The 14,344-nt window shown below is 73.8% G+C and carries 15 protein-coding genes and 8 tRNA genes; 11 read left to right on the top strand and 12 right to left on the bottom strand.

The genetic code is table 11. The features are described 5' to 3' along the window. Positions 1–10 precede the first annotated feature (10 nt). Positions 11–1,321: a hypothetical protein gene (locus ACWCWD_RS19605; protein ID WP_450774054.1), complete on the bottom strand. Its 1,311-nt coding sequence runs from the start codon at positions 1,319–1,321 to the stop codon at positions 11–13. Next, on the bottom strand, positions 1,321–1,917 hold the full coding sequence (locus tag ACWCWD_RS19600; protein WP_450774053.1) for a DUF4365 domain-containing protein: 597 nt from the start codon (positions 1,915–1,917) through the stop codon (positions 1,321–1,323). The genes ACWCWD_RS19605 and ACWCWD_RS19600 overlap by 1 nt, the downstream gene beginning before the upstream one ends. A gap of 238 nt (positions 1,918–2,155) precedes the next feature. Here ACWCWD_RS19600 and ACWCWD_RS19595 point away from each other — a divergent pair, with 238 nt between their 5' ends. Continuing rightward, the gene (locus tag ACWCWD_RS19595; RefSeq protein WP_450774052.1) at positions 2,156–2,887 is read left to right on the top strand and encodes an exonuclease domain-containing protein; all 732 of its coding nucleotides are present in this window, start codon (positions 2,156–2,158) and stop codon (positions 2,885–2,887) included. An 81-nt stretch (positions 2,888–2,968) separates the two neighbouring features. Here ACWCWD_RS19595 and ACWCWD_RS19590 read toward each other — a convergent pair. Together ACWCWD_RS19590 and ACWCWD_RS19585 are read right to left on the bottom strand one after the other, a co-directional pair. Then, positions 2,969–3,040 (bottom strand) — tRNA-Val (locus ACWCWD_RS19590). Positions 3,041–3,125: 85 nt separating this feature from the next. Next, positions 3,126–3,572, bottom strand: coding sequence for an SRPBCC family protein (locus tag ACWCWD_RS19585; RefSeq protein WP_450774051.1), 447 nt, complete (start codon positions 3,570–3,572; stop codon positions 3,126–3,128). A 106-nt stretch (positions 3,573–3,678) separates the two neighbouring features. Between ACWCWD_RS19585 and ACWCWD_RS19580 the strand changes: the two genes are divergently transcribed. Beyond that, positions 3,679–6,180, top strand: a complete 2,502-nt coding sequence (locus ACWCWD_RS19580; RefSeq protein WP_450774050.1) for an SCO7613 C-terminal domain-containing membrane protein — start codon at positions 3,679–3,681, stop codon at positions 6,178–6,180. A gap of 72 nt (positions 6,181–6,252) precedes the next feature. On the opposite strand, the gene ACWCWD_RS19575 is transcribed toward ACWCWD_RS19580, so the two are convergent. Next, positions 6,253–6,324, bottom strand: a tRNA-Val gene (locus ACWCWD_RS19575). Positions 6,325–6,378: 54 nt separating this feature from the next. Continuing rightward, positions 6,379–6,834, bottom strand: a complete 456-nt coding sequence (locus ACWCWD_RS19570; protein WP_450774049.1) for a TIGR02611 family protein — start codon at positions 6,832–6,834, stop codon at positions 6,379–6,381. Between the two features lie 190 nt (positions 6,835–7,024). On the opposite strand from ACWCWD_RS19570, the gene ACWCWD_RS19565 reads away from it, so the two are divergent. Both ACWCWD_RS19565 and ACWCWD_RS19560 read left to right on the top strand, forming a co-directional pair. Continuing rightward, positions 7,025–7,438 carry an SsgA family sporulation/cell division regulator gene (locus ACWCWD_RS19565; RefSeq protein WP_003987206.1) on the top strand — a complete coding sequence of 138 codons (414 nt, stop codon included), beginning with the start codon at positions 7,025–7,027 and terminating at the stop codon, positions 7,436–7,438. Between the two features lie 240 nt (positions 7,439–7,678). Further along, positions 7,679–8,251, top strand: a complete 573-nt coding sequence (locus tag ACWCWD_RS19560; protein WP_450774048.1) for a CGNR zinc finger domain-containing protein — start codon at positions 7,679–7,681, stop codon at positions 8,249–8,251. Positions 8,252–8,442: 191 nt separating this feature from the next. Here the strand turns inward: ACWCWD_RS19560 and ACWCWD_RS19555 are convergent, their stop codons facing one another. The 3 genes from ACWCWD_RS19555 to ACWCWD_RS19545 form a co-directional block, all read right to left on the bottom strand. Then, on the bottom strand, positions 8,443–8,598 hold the full coding sequence (locus ACWCWD_RS19555) for a hypothetical protein (RefSeq protein ID WP_450774047.1): 156 nt from the start codon (positions 8,596–8,598) through the stop codon (positions 8,443–8,445). A gap of 160 nt (positions 8,599–8,758) precedes the next feature. After that, positions 8,759–9,778, bottom strand: a complete 1,020-nt coding sequence (locus tag ACWCWD_RS19550) for a LacI family DNA-binding transcriptional regulator (RefSeq protein ID WP_450774046.1) — start codon at positions 9,776–9,778, stop codon at positions 8,759–8,761. A 200-nt stretch (positions 9,779–9,978) separates the two neighbouring features. Then, positions 9,979–10,443 carry a hypothetical protein gene (locus ACWCWD_RS19545; RefSeq protein ID WP_450774045.1) on the bottom strand — a complete coding sequence of 155 codons (465 nt, stop codon included), beginning with the start codon at positions 10,441–10,443 and terminating at the stop codon, positions 9,979–9,981. A gap of 226 nt (positions 10,444–10,669) precedes the next feature. Here ACWCWD_RS19545 and ACWCWD_RS19540 point away from each other — a divergent pair, with 226 nt between their 5' ends. Beyond that, the gene (locus ACWCWD_RS19540; RefSeq protein WP_450774044.1) at positions 10,670–11,185 is read left to right on the top strand and encodes a DsbA family protein; all 516 of its coding nucleotides are present in this window, start codon (positions 10,670–10,672) and stop codon (positions 11,183–11,185) included. Positions 11,186–11,215: 30 nt separating this feature from the next. On the opposite strand, the gene ACWCWD_RS19535 is transcribed toward ACWCWD_RS19540, so the two are convergent. Both ACWCWD_RS19535 and ACWCWD_RS19530 read right to left on the bottom strand, forming a co-directional pair. Further along, positions 11,216–12,058 (bottom strand): GNAT family N-acetyltransferase, encoded by an 843-nt coding sequence (locus tag ACWCWD_RS19535; RefSeq protein ID WP_450774043.1) that lies wholly within the window; start codon positions 12,056–12,058, stop codon positions 11,216–11,218. A gap of 77 nt (positions 12,059–12,135) precedes the next feature. Then, complete coding sequence (locus ACWCWD_RS19530; RefSeq protein WP_450774183.1) at positions 12,136–13,158, bottom strand: chorismate-binding protein; 1,023 nt, start codon at positions 13,156–13,158, stop codon at positions 12,136–12,138. A 164-nt stretch (positions 13,159–13,322) separates the two neighbouring features. On the opposite strand from ACWCWD_RS19530, the gene ACWCWD_RS19525 reads away from it, so the two are divergent. The 6 genes from ACWCWD_RS19525 (at position 13,323) to ACWCWD_RS19500 (ending at position 13,866) form a co-directional block, all read left to right on the top strand. Then, positions 13,323–13,395: transfer RNA gene (locus ACWCWD_RS19525), tRNA-Gly, on the top strand. 38 nt (positions 13,396–13,433) lie between these two features. Further along, positions 13,434–13,507 (top strand) — tRNA-Cys (locus ACWCWD_RS19520). Position 13,508: 1 nt separating this feature from the next. Next, positions 13,509–13,580: transfer RNA gene (locus tag ACWCWD_RS19515), tRNA-Val, on the top strand. Positions 13,581–13,601: 21 nt separating this feature from the next. After that, a tRNA-Val gene (locus ACWCWD_RS19510) sits at positions 13,602–13,673 on the top strand. 23 nt (positions 13,674–13,696) lie between these two features. Then, positions 13,697–13,768, top strand: a tRNA-Val gene (locus ACWCWD_RS19505). A gap of 23 nt (positions 13,769–13,791) precedes the next feature. After that, positions 13,792–13,866, top strand: a tRNA-Val gene (locus ACWCWD_RS19500). 156 nt (positions 13,867–14,022) lie between these two features. Here the strand turns inward: ACWCWD_RS19500 and ACWCWD_RS19495 are convergent. After that, complete coding sequence (locus ACWCWD_RS19495) at positions 14,023–14,307, bottom strand: TFIIB-type zinc ribbon-containing protein (protein WP_327174743.1); 285 nt, start codon at positions 14,305–14,307, stop codon at positions 14,023–14,025. Positions 14,308–14,344: the final 37 nt, after the last annotated feature.

Below are 14,344 nucleotides of genomic sequence, written 5' to 3'. Positions count from 1 at the left end.
GAGCGGCGGGCTATCCCTCGTCGCCCGCGCACGCCTCCTCGAACCAGTCCAGATTCTCCTGGAGCGCCTTCATCAGGCGGTCGCGCTCCGCCTCGTCGACCTGGACCGGTGCGACCTGGGTGGCGCCGGTGAGGCGCCGGAAACCGCCCCGGCTCTCCAGCACCCCCTCCACCCGCAGCGGCAGTCCGACGAGGTGGGCGTGACCGGCGATGCGGTACGCCTCCTCGTCCAGCTCGACCCGCACGTGCGCCACCTCGGCGCCCGCGAGGACGCGCAGCCGCACGGTCCCGGGGCCGCGCGGCCCGGAGCGGCGCATCCGTACGACGGCTCCGGTGATCCGGACCGGGAAGGAGGGCTCCTCCTGGCGGTAGCGGGTGCCGGCCAGCCGGAGCGCGGGGAGGTCGCCCGGGGAGAAGTCGACCGGTTCGGGACGGGCCGGGCAGTCGTCGGGCGCACCGCGGGCGGGCGCCCAGTCGACGGTGATCCTGGCCCCCTCCGAGCCGCGGACCAGGGCGACCAGGGCCTCGGTGAGCTCGCGGCTGACGCCGGCCGGGACGGCGGCGTCGAAGGCCTCCATGCGGCCGGTGGCCCGCTGGTAGTCGACGGCCTCGCGGGCGGCGTGCAGCGCCCGGTAGAGCCGGCCCGCGACGGCGCGGCCGGAGGCGACGGGGAGGAAGGCGGTGAGCCGGCGTCCGCCCGGGGCCGGGCCGATCAGCACGTCGTCCAGCGCCGCCCGGGCCCGTCGGCGGTGGCGGGCCCCGTGGTGGCCCGCGGGGCCGCGTACGGCGAGCGAGCCGGCCAGCAGGACGCGCAGGGCCGCCGAGCGCAGCGCCTCCGCCTCGCCCCAGCCCACCGCACCGGCGGCACCGGCGGCGGCCGGCGCCCGCTCGGGGACCTCGCGCCGCCAGCGGACCTCGTCGCTGGGTACGGCGAGGGCGACGAGGACGTCCCGGGCGGAGGGTTCGGCGCTGCGGGCGAGGGCCGCGACCGCCTCCGCGAGCAGCTCCTCGCTGTCGTGGAACGCGGTGGTGGCGGGCACCAGCAGGCTGGCGGGCCCGCCGGCCGGGCCGGGCGGGGTCCACCGGGTGTAGCGCCCGGCGGCCCCGCCGCGCAGGCACCAGCCGTGGCGGGCGAGGAGCGCCCCGAGGACGGCGGGGTCCACGGCGGACGGGTCCGGCAGGGCACCGGACGCGCCCTGGTCCGGCGCCTCCCGCGTCTCCCCCGCTTCCCGGAGCACCGGCACCTCCGGGGTCTCGGCCGGATGGGCCCGGGTGTCCGGCTCCGTCCCGCCGCCGACGGGTTCGTCCATCGACCGGTGCATCAGGGTCTCCCTCCCGCCCCGACCCGGGCCATGATCTCGCAGACCGCCCGGTCGTCGAAGATCCGCGAGGTCGGGATGCGCACGGTTGTCCTGAGCCGGCCGGTCACCGGGTGGCCGGCCAGGTTGATCCAGTAGCAGCAGTGCCGCAGGTCGAGCCGGTCGTGTCCGGCGCGCAGCCAGTCGTCCTGGGCGCGCGGCACGATCATCACGACCAGGATCCGGTGCACGGACACGGGGGTCCGGGCGAGTTTCACGAGGTGGGCGTTGTCGAGGGTGAACGGGAAGGTCCCGCCCTGGGGGTGCGGCGGGAGCTGGTAGGTGCATTTGAGCTGCACCTTGACGGTCACTTCGTCGTCGACGGTGTGGGCCGGGGCGCCGTGGCTGAGGTGCCAGTCGACGCCGTTGTCGGGAAACGGCTGCGAGAGGGAGCAGCCGGCCGCTGCCGCCACGGCGTGGAGATACCCCACCTGAAGGGTCTCCATGCAGGCGGTGGTGGCGAGGGTGCCCCGCAGGGGGGCGGTCCGCCCGGCCGGCAGACCTCTCTCGCGGTCCGCGGCACGGGCGGTGCTCCCCGGGTCGGGCTGCGCGAGCGCCATGGCTCCGTATGCCTTCCGGGCTGTGCAGTTCTCCGGTCGTGGGCGTGCTTCAACTCCGACGGGGGCCGGCACGACAACCGGCACCGCGGAACGGCTCCGGTCAACTCCCTTTCCCGTCAGAAGTGTTGTCACCGAAGGAGACGGCCCGCAAACGGCGTATCAGGCAAACACTGCGGGTATCACCGATATCGGGCAGGGGGATCACGCCATCTGCCGTGCGGGTGCGAGGAGTTCGGGGATGATGCACTGGTTCGAGGGGCCGTTGGCCGCATTTGACACGGAGACGACGGGGGTCGACGTCGAGGAGGACCGGATAGTCTCGGCCGCCCTGGTCGTCCAGGACACCGCCGGCGGACGGGCCCGGGTGACCCGCTGGCTGATCAATCCGGGGATACCGGTGCCGCCCGGGGCCACCGAGATCCACGGCCTGACCGACGACCACCTGCAGCGCAACGGCCGGTGGCCGGCTCCGGTGGTGGAGGAGATCGCACGGTCACTCGCCGAGCAGTGCGCGACCGGCCGTCCGCTGGTCGTGATGAACGCGCCCTTCGACCTGACGCTGCTGGACCGCGAACTCAAGCGGCACCGGGCGTCCTCGCTCACGCGCTATCTGGAGCACGTGCCGCTGTGCGTGGTCGATCCGCGGGTGCTCGACAAGCACCTGGACCGCTACCGCAAGGGCCGCCGCACCCTGACCGACCTCTGCGAGCTGTACGGGGTGGTGCTGGACGGGGCCCACGACGCGGCGGCCGACGCCGCGGCCTCGATGGAGCTGGTCCGCGCCGTGGGCCGTCGGTTCACCTCGCGGCTGGAGCGGCTGAGCCCGGCGGAGCTGCACACGCTCCAGGTGGCCTGGCACGCGGCGCAGGCGCGGGGGCTGGAGGCGTGGTTCGCCCGGAGCGGCACCCCGGAGCGGGTCGACCCCGCGTGGCCGCTGCGTCCGCGCCCGGAGGTGGCCGCCGCGGCGTGAACGGCCGGGCCGCCGCCTCCCGGTGCGGGCCGGAACGCGCGAAAGCCGGTCCGTCATGACTGACGGACCGGCTTTTCCCGGTGGGCGATACTGGGTTCGAACCAGTGACCTCTTCGGTGTGAACGAAGCGCTCTCCCACTGAGCTAATCGCCCGGGAACGGGTTGAACAATACAGGGCCCGGCGGGCTTCGTTCAAACCGCGTCGCGCCGGGCGGTCGGCCCGCGCCGGACCGGGCCCTCAGACACCGTCGAGCCGGGCGGTCAGCCCGCGCCTCGCCGCACGCATCATCAGGGCGTGGTTGGCCCGGAAGACCGGCCGGGCGACGGGCGCCAGCAGCCGCATCAGCCGCTTGTGGACCTCGACTTCCTGGTCGTACCGCACCCGGCTGCCGTCGCCCCTGCCCGTGACGGTCCAGCGGGCCCAGCCCTCCAGATCACCCCGCATGGTCACTTCGAGGATTCCGGCCGCCGGATCGCTGCGGCCCTGCTCCAGCGTGACGACCAGGTCGTAGGGCAGGACGGAGCGGAAGCGCGCCCGTCCCGTGGTCGAGTCCACCTGGGCCACCTCGCGGATCTGCGGCCACCAGCGCGGATACTCCTCCCCCCTCTCCAGCACCGCGAGGACGGCGGCGGGCGGCGCGGGGAGGTCCCACAGGCTCGTGAACCGGTAGTGGTTCGGATTCATGGAGCCAGTCTGGCGCGCTCCGGGAGCGACCGCCCCGGGTACTCACTCCCAGAAGTGAGTACCTGAACACATGTACGCACCCCGGTCCGGGCCGGACACTCCGGGCATGGAACATGTCCCGCCGCCTGCCGAGGAATTGGCGCTCCTCGACCGTGAACTGGCCCATCTGGACGCCCGCCGGGCGCAGTTGCTCCAGCGCCGCGCCTGGCTGATCGAAGCCGTGCGCGCCTCGGCCGGCGCCGGCCCCGCCCGCGCGCACACGGCCTTCGCCTCCCCGCCGCCGGCGTGGGGCCCGCCCGTCCCGGCGCGGACTCCGTCCGGGCGCGGCGCGCAGAACGTACTGCTCGCCCTCGGCGGGCTGCTGCTCGCGGTCGCCGCCATCGCGTTCACGCTGTTCAGCTGGGGCTCGATGGGCATCGGCGGCCGTTCGGCCGTGCTGGCCACCGTGACGGCCGCCGCCCTCGTCGCCCCGGTCCCGCTGCGGCGGCGCGGGCTGCGGGCCACGGCGGAGGCACTGGGCGCCTTCGGGCTCGTGCTGACACTCCTCGACGCCTACGCCCTCCACGCGGTGGCGCTCCCCGGCACCGACGGCGCGGCGTTCGCCGCCGTGGCCTCGGCCGCGCTCGCCGCGCTCTGGGCGGGGTACGGCCTGACGCCGGGCCGGCCGGTGCTGCCGGTTCCGGCGGCGGTGGTGGCGGGTCAGCTGCCCCTGGTGCTGGGCTGCGTGGCCGCCGGCGCCCCGGCCCTCGCCTTCGGGTGGGCGCTGCTGGTCACGGCGGTGCTGGACGGGGTGCTCGCGGTCCGGGCGGTCCGGTCCGGGGTGCGGATCACCGCCCTGGTCTGCCTCGCGGTCACCGGGTCGGGCGCGCTGCTGCTGGCTCTGGCCCGGTCGCTGATGGCGGGGGACCCGGTCGCGGCGATCGCCCCGGGGGCGCTGCTGGTGCTCGCGGGGGCCGCCGCGCTGCTCGCCGTGCGGCGGACACCGGCCGGCCTCGCGACGGCCTGCGGACTCGTCGGCGGCCTCGCCGGGGTGGCCGGCACCGGTGGGGTGGTGCGGGCGGCGCTGCCGTCGGAGTGGGCTGTCGTGGCCTATCTGCTCGCGGGGATCGCGCTCCTGACGGCGGCCCGGGTGCTGCCGGTGGGCCGGGTGCTCTCCGTGGCGGCAGCCGGACGGGGTGTGGACGCGGCGGTGGCGGCCGTGGTCGCGGGGGCGCTGCTCTGGGCGGTGCCCTGGGCGGCCGCGGTCCTGATGGGCCCGCTGTCGGCGGGTACGCGGGTGTGGGCGGGCGCCCCGGAGGGGTTGCGGGACGCGCTCGGCGGGCCGGTCCTCCCGTCGTGGACGATGGCCGCGCCGGTGGTCCTGGCGGCGGTGGCCGCCCTGGGGGCGACGGCCCACCGGTGGGCCGTGCGGCCCACCGGGACGGACGGCGCCGAGGCCGCCGCGCGGACGGGGACGTTCTGGACGTGGTGGCGGGGCGCGGCCCCGGTGGCCGTACCGGCTCTGGCGGGCGGCGCGGTGCTGGTCGCGGCGGCGGTCGCGAACGTCCCGTACGCCGCCGGGGCGGTGCTGGAGATCCTGCTGGTCGCGGGGGCGCTGGAGCTGCTGGTGCGCCTCTCCCGGGGCCGGGCCCGGTCCACCGCCGGGGCGGCCGCGCTCGGCTGCGCGCTGGCGGTGACGTCGAGCGTGGCCGCACTGGCGCTGTCCTCCCAGGCGGCCACCTACGCCGTGGTGGCGGCGCTGACGGTGCTGTTCGCCGCGACGGCCCTCCGGCTGCCGGAGGGCCCGGTGCGCTCGGTGGCCGCCTGCACCGCCGTCCTCGGCGGGATCGCGCTGACCGCCGCCGCCGTCGGGTCGCTGGGGCTCTCCGCCTCGCGCGGGGCGCCGCTGCTGCTGGCCGGCCCGGCGGTCACGGCGCTGCTCGGCGCGGTGCTCCGGCGCCGCCCGGTGTCGGTGCCGGTGGAGCTGACCGGTGCCTTCGGCGCACTGGTGGCGGTGGGCCTGGCCATCACGGATCCCGCGTCGCTCGCCCTGGTGCTCGGGCTGTCCGGGGTGCTTGCCGCAGGTACGGCGGTACGGCCGGAACGCCGGAAGGTGGCGGGCGCCCTGGCGGTGATGCTCTTCGTGCTGGCGTCCTGGGTGCGGCTGGCGGCGTCGGAGGTCACCGCCCCGGAGGCGTACACCCTGCCGGTGACGGTCCCGGCGCTGGCGGTGGGGGTGCTGCGGCGCCGTCGCGCCACCCCCGGGGACGAGGTCTCCTCCTGGACGGCGTACGGCGCGGGGCTCGCGGTCACCCTGGTGCCGAGCCTGCTGGCGGCCTGGGGCGACCCGGGGTGGGTGCGCCCGCTGCTGCTGGGGCTCGCGGCTCTCGCGGTGACGCTGGCCGGGGCCCGGGCCCGCCTCCAGGCGCCACTGCTCCTCGCCGGCGCGGTGCTGGCCCTGCTCGGGCTGCACGAGCTCGCCCCGTACGTGGTGCAGGTGGTGGGAGCGCTGCCGAGGTGGCTGGTGCCCGCGGCTGCCGGGGTACTGCTGCTCACGGTGGGCGCGACGTACGAGAAGCGGCTGCGGGACGCCCGGCGGGTGAAGGAGGCCCTGGGCCGGATGCGGTGACGGCCGCCGTTCCGGGCGCGCGTACGCGGAAGGCCCGGGAAACCTTGCGGTTTCTCGGGCCTTCCGTCCGGGTGGGCGATACTGGGTTCGAACCAGTGACCTCTTCGGTGTGAACGAAGCGCTCTCCCACTGAGCTAATCGCCCGGGCGCACCGCAAACATTACCGCATGTCAGCGGTGCTCCTGGACCACCCCGCGTTCACTCGCTTATGTTCCACGGCAGACTGAGGCCGAACTTCCAGAGGTAGACCCCCACCAGCGCCGCGATGATCACCAGCCCGGCCACGGTGAGAATGATGTTGCGGCGCCGCACCTTGGGGTCGAGCGCCTTCTGCGCCGCCTCGGTGACCTTCCGCCGGGTCCAGCGGAGCACGAGCTGCGCCCAGACGAACTCGGTCGCCCAGATCGCCATGCCGCCGAAGATCACCAGCCACCCGGGTCCGGGCAGCACCAGCATCGCCACACCCGCCGCCACGACGGCGAGGCCCACGGCGAAAACGCCCACCTGCCAGCTCAGGTGGAGCGGCTTCGACGCCTTGATGAAGGCCGGAGCCCGGGAGCCCAGCTCGCGCTCCGGTTCCGTCACGTCCCCCGTCACGGAATCCGGCTCCGCGACCGACGCGGCTCCGTCCCGTTCGTCACTCTGCGCATTCATGGGGCTCAACCTACCCGACCGCTCTCCGTCACTGGAATGGGTGCATGACGGAAAGTTACACACCGCTGCACGGGGGACTCGAAGCATCACAAAACGGTCAGAGGGGTTTACAACGCCACCGTAGGTGGCATGTCGATTTCGCCGACGTGCGAATCCCCGAGCGCACACTGAGCGAAAGGCCCTGGCGCTTATGAACACCACGGTCAGCTGCGAGCTGCACCTGCGCCTCGTTGTGTCGAGCGAGTCCTCACTGCCTGTACCCGCGGGCCTGCGGTATGACACGGCCGATCCCTATGCCGTGCACGCCACCTTCCACACCGGAGCGGAGGAGACGGTCGAGTGGGTTTTCGCCCGTGACCTCCTTGCCGAGGGGCTGCACCGGCCCACCGGCACCGGAGACGTCCGCGTCTGGCCATCTCGTAGTCACGGCCAAGGCGTCGTCTGTATCGCACTGAGCTCTCCGGAGGGAGAGGCCCTGCTCGAAGCCCCGGCGCGGGCCCTGGAGTCGTTCCTGAAGAGGACCGACGCCGCGGTTCCGCCGGGCACCGAGCATCGTCACTTCGACCTCGACACCGAGCTCTCACACATCCTGGCCGAAAACTGAGCCAGGCGACGAACTGCGGGACGCCGTCCGACTCGGGGAGACGGCGTCGCGCGGACAACCTCATAGGGCAGGAACCGGCGCCGTCACCGCGGAACCCACCGCGGTGGCGGCGCCGGCGCGTGCACGCGGGTACGGACGGCGTACCGCCCGCCGGTCCCGGCCCCCGCGCGGGCGGTACGAGCCAGTAGAGTCTGCCCGCATCTGCGGGCACGGCGCCCGCCGGAGGCCAGGGAGCAAAGCGTGCTGATCCCACACGACACCCGCATCGCCCTCGACACGGTGGTCGATCTGGTGAACACCGCCCCGGAGAGCGGATCGCCCGACGGCGGGCCCACGGACGGGATCGCCGGCACCACGGAGCTGTACGCCTTCGCGGCGCACCACCGCGTCAGCGGTGTCGGCCGGCTCGGCGAGAAGGACCTGCGGGCGCTGTGGGAGGTGCGGGCGAAGTTCGCGGCCGTCTTCGCGGCCACCGACGCCCGGACCGCGGCCGATCTCGTCAACCAGCTGGTCGCCGCGGCGGGCACCACTCCGCAGCTGACCGATCACGACGGGTACGACTGGCACATCCACTACTTCGCGCCGGGCGCCTCGATCGCCGACCACCTCGCGGCCGACTGCGGCATGGCCCTGGCGTTCATCGTGGTCATGGGCGAGCAGGAGCGGCTGCGGCGCTGCGAGGCCCCCGACTGCGGCCGGGCGTTCGTCGACCTCTCGCGCAACCGCTCCCGCCGCTACTGCTCCAGCCGCACCTGCGGGAACCGCCTCCATGTCGCGGCGTACCGGGCCCGGCGCAAGGAAGCGACCGGCTGAGCGTGGTCCGGGAACGGGTTCGCGGCGCTTCGGCGCGCGGGAGAGTGCGAGGGGGCGGAGCGTGCGAGGGGGCGGGCGTCCGCGCGTCCGCCCCCGTCCGTTCGTCGGCCGCCCCGGGCGCACGGGGCACCCCCGGCGCATGGGCCGCCCCCGGTTCACGGGTCGTTCCCGGTTCACGGGTCGTTCCCGGCTCACAGCAGGAAGAGATCGTGCAGTGCGGCCATGAGCAGCAGGGTGCCGACCACGGTGAGGAAGATCATCAGTGGGGGCTGGGAGAGAGCGAAGAGGCAGCCACGGGGCTCTTCGACGGTCTGTGCGGGGGCTTCGCCCCGGGATGTGTCCAACATTTCGTAGCGATCATGACCCAGGCGGAGCCGCCCCGGAGATCAACCCCGTTTTTGGGTCCGGGAGTTCACCTCGAAGAAGTGTGAAAATCGCTTGACCGTGCGAGCCTCCCCCAGGCGCTCGAAAGACGGCGGTCCGGCCCCGCCGCAGGGCGGCCCGCCGTCAGCGGGCGGAGGCGCTGGACGCGCGCACGACGAGTTCGGGCTGGAGCAGCACGCTCCGGTGCTCGTGGGTGCCGGAGTCGTCGTCCGCTTCCTCCAGCAGCAGCTCCGCCGCGAGCTGCCCCATCCGGACGGCGGGCTGACGGACGGAGGTGAGCGGTACGGCAGCGGCGGCGGCGAACTCGATGTCGTCGTACCCGACGATGGCGACGTCCTGAGGCACCCGCACCCCGGCCGCGTAGAGCGCCTGCAGGACGCCGAGGGCGAGCAGGTCGTTGGCGCAGAAGACCGCGGTGGGGCGGGGTACCAGACCGAGCAGCCGGGCCCCGGCGTCGCGGCCGGCGGCGACGTCGAGCCGGTCGGAGGAGATCTCGACGAGCGCCTCGGGGGGCAGGCCCGCCTCGGCGAGGGCCGCGAGGGCGCCGACTCTGCGGTCCCTGATCTGATGGAGGTCGCCGAGGCCGCTGACGTAGGCGACGCTCCGGTGGCCGGCCTGGACGAGGTGGCCCACCGCCAGCGCGCCGCCGCGCACGTCGTCCACGGAGACGGAGCAGGAGTCCGGACCGGAGGCGACCCGGTCGACCAGCACGAACGGAATCCGGTGGCGGCCGAACGACTCCAGGTTCCGTCCGCTCGCGTCCGCCGGGGTGACCAGCACCCCGCAGACCCGCTGTTCGGCGAAGAGACCGAGGTATTCGGCCTCCTCGGCCGGGTTCTGGTCGCTGTTGCAGACCATGACCCCCAGGCCGGCCTTCCGCGCGGCGCGCTCGGCGCCCCGGGCCACGTCCACGAAGAAAGGGTTGCCCATGTCGAGGACGAGCAGCGCCATGATGCGGCTGCGGCCGGCCCTGAGCTGGCGTGCGGACTCGCTCCGTACGTAGCCCAGCTCCTCTATGGCGGCGAGCACACGGGCGCGCGTCTCCGGCAGCACCGCCTCGGGCCGGTTGATGACGTTGGAGACCGTGCCCACCGAGACGCCGGCCCGACGGGCCACATCCTTGATCCCTGCCACACGCGCCACTTGTCCTGCCCCACTGATGCCGACTGCTGCCTTAGGCCGCCGTGCCGGTCGACGGATCCGCCCATCGTACGGAGGACCAGCGTCGGAGCGGGACCCGGGCCGGGCGCATGAATTGATTCAATCGGCGGCGGGCCGCGCACCCCCGGAGCCCCGCCTGAATCAATTCAGGGGCGGACGGGCTCGCGCGGCCGGGGACGGGCTCAGAGGCCGTGCTTCTTCAGGATGGCCTCGATGTCGCTGAAGTCGTCCCCCGGCTCCGTCCTGCCCGTGCCGCCGGGCTTCTCGCCGGGGCGGGTGGCGGGGCGCTGTCCGGTGGGCGCCTGCCGGAGGGAGGGCGCGGAGGCCGCGGGGGCGATCCGCTCGTCCTCACCGCCCCGGCGGGCGGCCTTGCGCTCCTCGCGGGTCAGCCCGCGGCGGCGCTCCACCGCCCGTGTGGTGACGAAGAGCAGCCAGGCGGCGCCGAGCAGCAGGAAGCCGATCCACACGCTCGGATCGAACGCGATGCCGGCCACCCATTCCACGACCCCCGTCAGGACGAGGCCGATCGGCACGAGCGAGTACGCGGCGATCCGGGCCGCGGCGAGGAACCGCTTGCGGTACGCCGTCACCGCGGCGATCCCCAGGCCCGCCGCCGAAGCCGCGGAACAAATGGTCTCGGCAATCATCGGAGCCTCCAGCGGCAGGAACGGGCGTCCCTTCCATCGTGCACCGCCCGGGGTGACCGGGGCCATGCCGTCGGCCGTGCGTCAGGGTCTTTTCGGGGTCCGGCTCCTCCTCCGGGAGGGACCCGACGCCGGCCGGGAGCCGACCGGGCGGCGGCTCGGTGCCGGGCGGAGCGGACTCGGGCGCCGCCGATTGGGCCGTCGGCGTACCTGCTGAAAGACTGGCCGCATGAGCGATTCCACCCCCGCAAGCCCTGTCGTCGTCGATCTCTGGTGCGAGCTCGAATGCCCCGACTGCCACCGCGCCCTCACCGACGTGCACGCCCTGCGCGCCCGGTACGGCGACCGCGTCGAGATCCGGCTCCGGCACTTCCCGCTGGAGAAGCACAAGCACGCGTACGCGGCGGCCCAGGCCGCCGAGGAGGCCGCGGCCCAGGGCAAGGACTGGGCGTACATCGAGGCGGTCCTCGGGCGCACGGCCGAGCTGTCCCGCGCGGGCGAGCCGCTGCTCCTGGAGGTCGCGGGTGAACTCGGCCTGGACGCGGAGGAGTTCGACACGGCCCTGATCGACGGCCGGCACATGCTGATCGTCGACGCCGACCAGGCCGAGGGAAAGGCGATCGGGGTGACCGGCACCCCGACCTACGTCGTCGGCGGCGAGCGTCTGGACGGCGGGAAGAGCCAGGACGGCCTGCGCGAGCGGATCGAGTCCCTCGTCGACGGGCTGCTCGCGGCCCGGGGCTGACCGGTCCGGCCCCGCGCCATTCGCCGCCGCTTACAGGGCTTTCACCAGGTTGTGCGCGGTGGGCTCGTATCCCATCGACTCGTACAGCCTCCGGGCCGGCACGTTCGACGTGAAGACGTGCAGCGCGATCCGGTCGTACCCCGCGCTCCGCGCCATGCCGTCGGCGAGCCCCATGAGGGCGCGGCCGTACCCCCGGCCCCGGAATGCCGGGTCGACTTCGACGTAGAAGACGTACCCGATCGTCGTGCCGGTTTCCGTGGGGCGTCCCGAGAGCCAGACGTGGCCCACGGCCCGGCCGTCCTCCTCGCGCTCCAGGACGTCGATGTACACCCCCGGGGTGGCCAGGCCCTGCGGGAGGAGCTGGGCGTGGTCGGTCTCGGACTTGCGGCGGGCCCGCTCCGGGGGGACACCGCGCTCGGCCCACTCCCGCGCGTACTCCTCGTGGCGGCCGGCCAGCCACGGCGCGAACTCCTCCGCCGTCATCGGCCGCCCCACCAGGCCGGGCGGCAGCGCGGGGGCGTGCGCGGGCGTCGGCCGGTCCATGTTGCGGCTGCGTTCGGTGTAGCCGAGTACGGCGGCGAGCCGCAGCGCCGGTTCGTTCCCCGCCGGGATCCGGGCGCGCGCCTCCACGCACCCCCAGTCCCGCAGCACCTCTTCGGCGGCGAGCGAGGCGATGATCGCCCGCCCCCGCCTGCGGCGGTACTCCTCGATGCGGAGACCGCCGAGCACCCCGGTGGCCGGGCCGAAGGACGGGTCGGTGGAGAGGGTGACGGTACCGACGGGGCGCCCGTTGTCGCACACGTCGTAACTACGGGTCCGCGCGCCGTCGGCGCTCTGCTGGGTCGGCCCGGTCGGCCGCAGGGTCGTGGTCACCGGACTTGTTCTACCGGCCCGAGGGCCTCCGGGTCACCCCTGCACACGGAAGCGGTACCGCCCCGCGGCAGCGGCCCTCAGGAGGCGAACTCCGCTCCGGACGCCACGGCCAGCAGCCGGGACGCCTTCAGTTCGGTCTCGGCCCACTCGCGCGCGGGGTCGGAACCCCAGGTGATGCCCGCCCCGGTGCCGAAGCGCAGGAGCGGCACGGGCCCGGTGCGGTCGATCCAGAAGGTGCGTATGCCGACCGCGAGCTCCGCGGCCGACCGGTCGGCGTCGACCCAGCCGACCGCGCCGCAGTAGGGGCCGCGCGGCGCGGTTTCCAGTTCCTCGATGATCCGCAGCGCGCTGGACTTGGGGGCCCCGCTCACCGAACCGGGCGGGAAGGCGGCACCGAACAGTTCCGGCCAGCCCGCACGCTCCGCGAGCTCCCCGCGCACGGTGGAGACGAGGTGGACGAGTCCGGGGTGCTTCTCCACCACGCAGAGGTCGGGGACGGTCACGGTGCCGGTGGCGCAGACACGTCCCAGGTCGTTGCGGACCAGATCGACGATCATCACGTTCTCGGCGTGGTCCTTCTCCAGCAGGTCCGCCTCGGTGCGCCCGGTCCCCTTGATCGGCCCGGACTCGACGGTGCGCCCGTCGCGCGACAGGAACAGCTCGGGGGAGGCGGTCGCGATCTCGACCCCGTGGCCGGGCAGCCGGAGCGTGCCCGCGTAGGGAGCCGGGTTGCCGCGCGCGAGGAGGGCCGTCAGCGCGTCCACGTCTGCGTGGTCCGGATCGGGCAGTGGCGCGGAGAGCACCCGGCAGAGGTTCGCCTGGTAGACCCCGCCGGTCGCGATGTGCGCGCGGACGCGCCGTACGGCCTCCTGGTAGGCCTCGCGGTCCAGCGAGGAGGTCCACTCCCCCTCACCGGGGCCGCGCCAGGCTCCGGGGACGGGCGGGGGCACCGGCTCCTCGCGTACGGAGGAGAAGCGCGCGCACACGACACGCCCCTCGAAGTCGGCGGATACGGCCCAGAAGCCCGCGGAGTCGAGAGCGGCGGGATCGCTGGTCACGTCCCGCAGACCGGAGGCGACGAGGCCGCCGAAGCGGGCCATGGGGGCAATGTCGGACACGCGGTCGAGTGTAGGTCCGTGGGCCCTCGGACCGGGGTGGAGCGAGGGGGCCGCAGCACGCTGCGCAAACGCGTTTTTGTGCTGGCCCAGGAATCCGCTAGAGTTCAACACGTCGCCGGGACGCGCAAGCGGAACGGGAAAGACAAGCGGACGTAGCTCAGTTGGTAGAGCGCAACCTTGCCAAGGTTGAGGTCGCCAGTTCGAACCTGGTCGTCCGCTCGCAGGAAATGGGGGATCTTCCCGAACCCCCTGCTTCTGGTGGAGTGGCCGAGAGGCGAGGCAACGGCCTGCAAAGCCGTCTACACGGGTTCAAATCCCGTCTCCACCTCCAAGGACGATTAGCTCAGCGGGAGAGCGCTTCCCTGACACGGAAGAGGTCACTGGTTCAATCCCAGTATCGTCCACTCGTCCGCAAGGATATTCCCGCGCGATTAGCTCAGCGGGAGAGCGCTTCCCTGACACGGAAGAGGTCACTGGTTCAATCCCAGTATCGCGCACGCAGTACACGCAGGTCAGCCCCGCGCGATTAGCTCAGCGGGAGAGCGCTTCCCTGACACGGAAGAGGTCACTGGTTCAATCCCAGTATCGCGCACGCAGTACACGCAGGTTCACCCTGCGCGATTAGCTCAGCGGGAGAGCGCTTCCCTGACACGGAAGAGGTCACTGGTTCAATCCCAGTATCGCGCACCACGGAAAACCCCGGTCGTCCCCACGACCGGGGTTTTCGCTGTGCCCGCGGCCGGGTCGCGTCCTGAACGCGTCGGGGGGCCGGATCGCTTGAGGTCCGGAACGCTCGGGGGTTCCGGGGAGCGCCGCCCGGCGTGACCGGCGGGCGGCGGCGCCGGCTCAGGAGGAGAAGAGCATCCGGCCGAAGCTCTTCTGGCGGTGGTGGTGGTCGTAGTGGCCACCGCCGTGCTGCGGGGCGCCCCAGGCGGGGCCTGCGGCCGGGTACGCCTGCGGGGCCGGCGGCGCGGGCGGTGCCTGCTGCGTCCACTGCGACTCCAGCCGCGTCAGGGCCTCCAGCTCGCCGAAGTCCAGGAATATCCCCCGGCAGCCGCTGCACTGCTCGATCTGGACACCATTGCGGTTGTACGTGTGCATCTGCGCGTGGCACTTCGGACACTGCATCATCGGCTCGGCTCCTCGCCGTTCGGTGGTACACCATCGG

The organism is Streptomyces sp. NPDC001493 (assembly GCF_053597235.1).
Note: the sequence above shows the minus strand (reverse complement) of the source record. Positions and strands in the feature narration are given on the sequence as shown.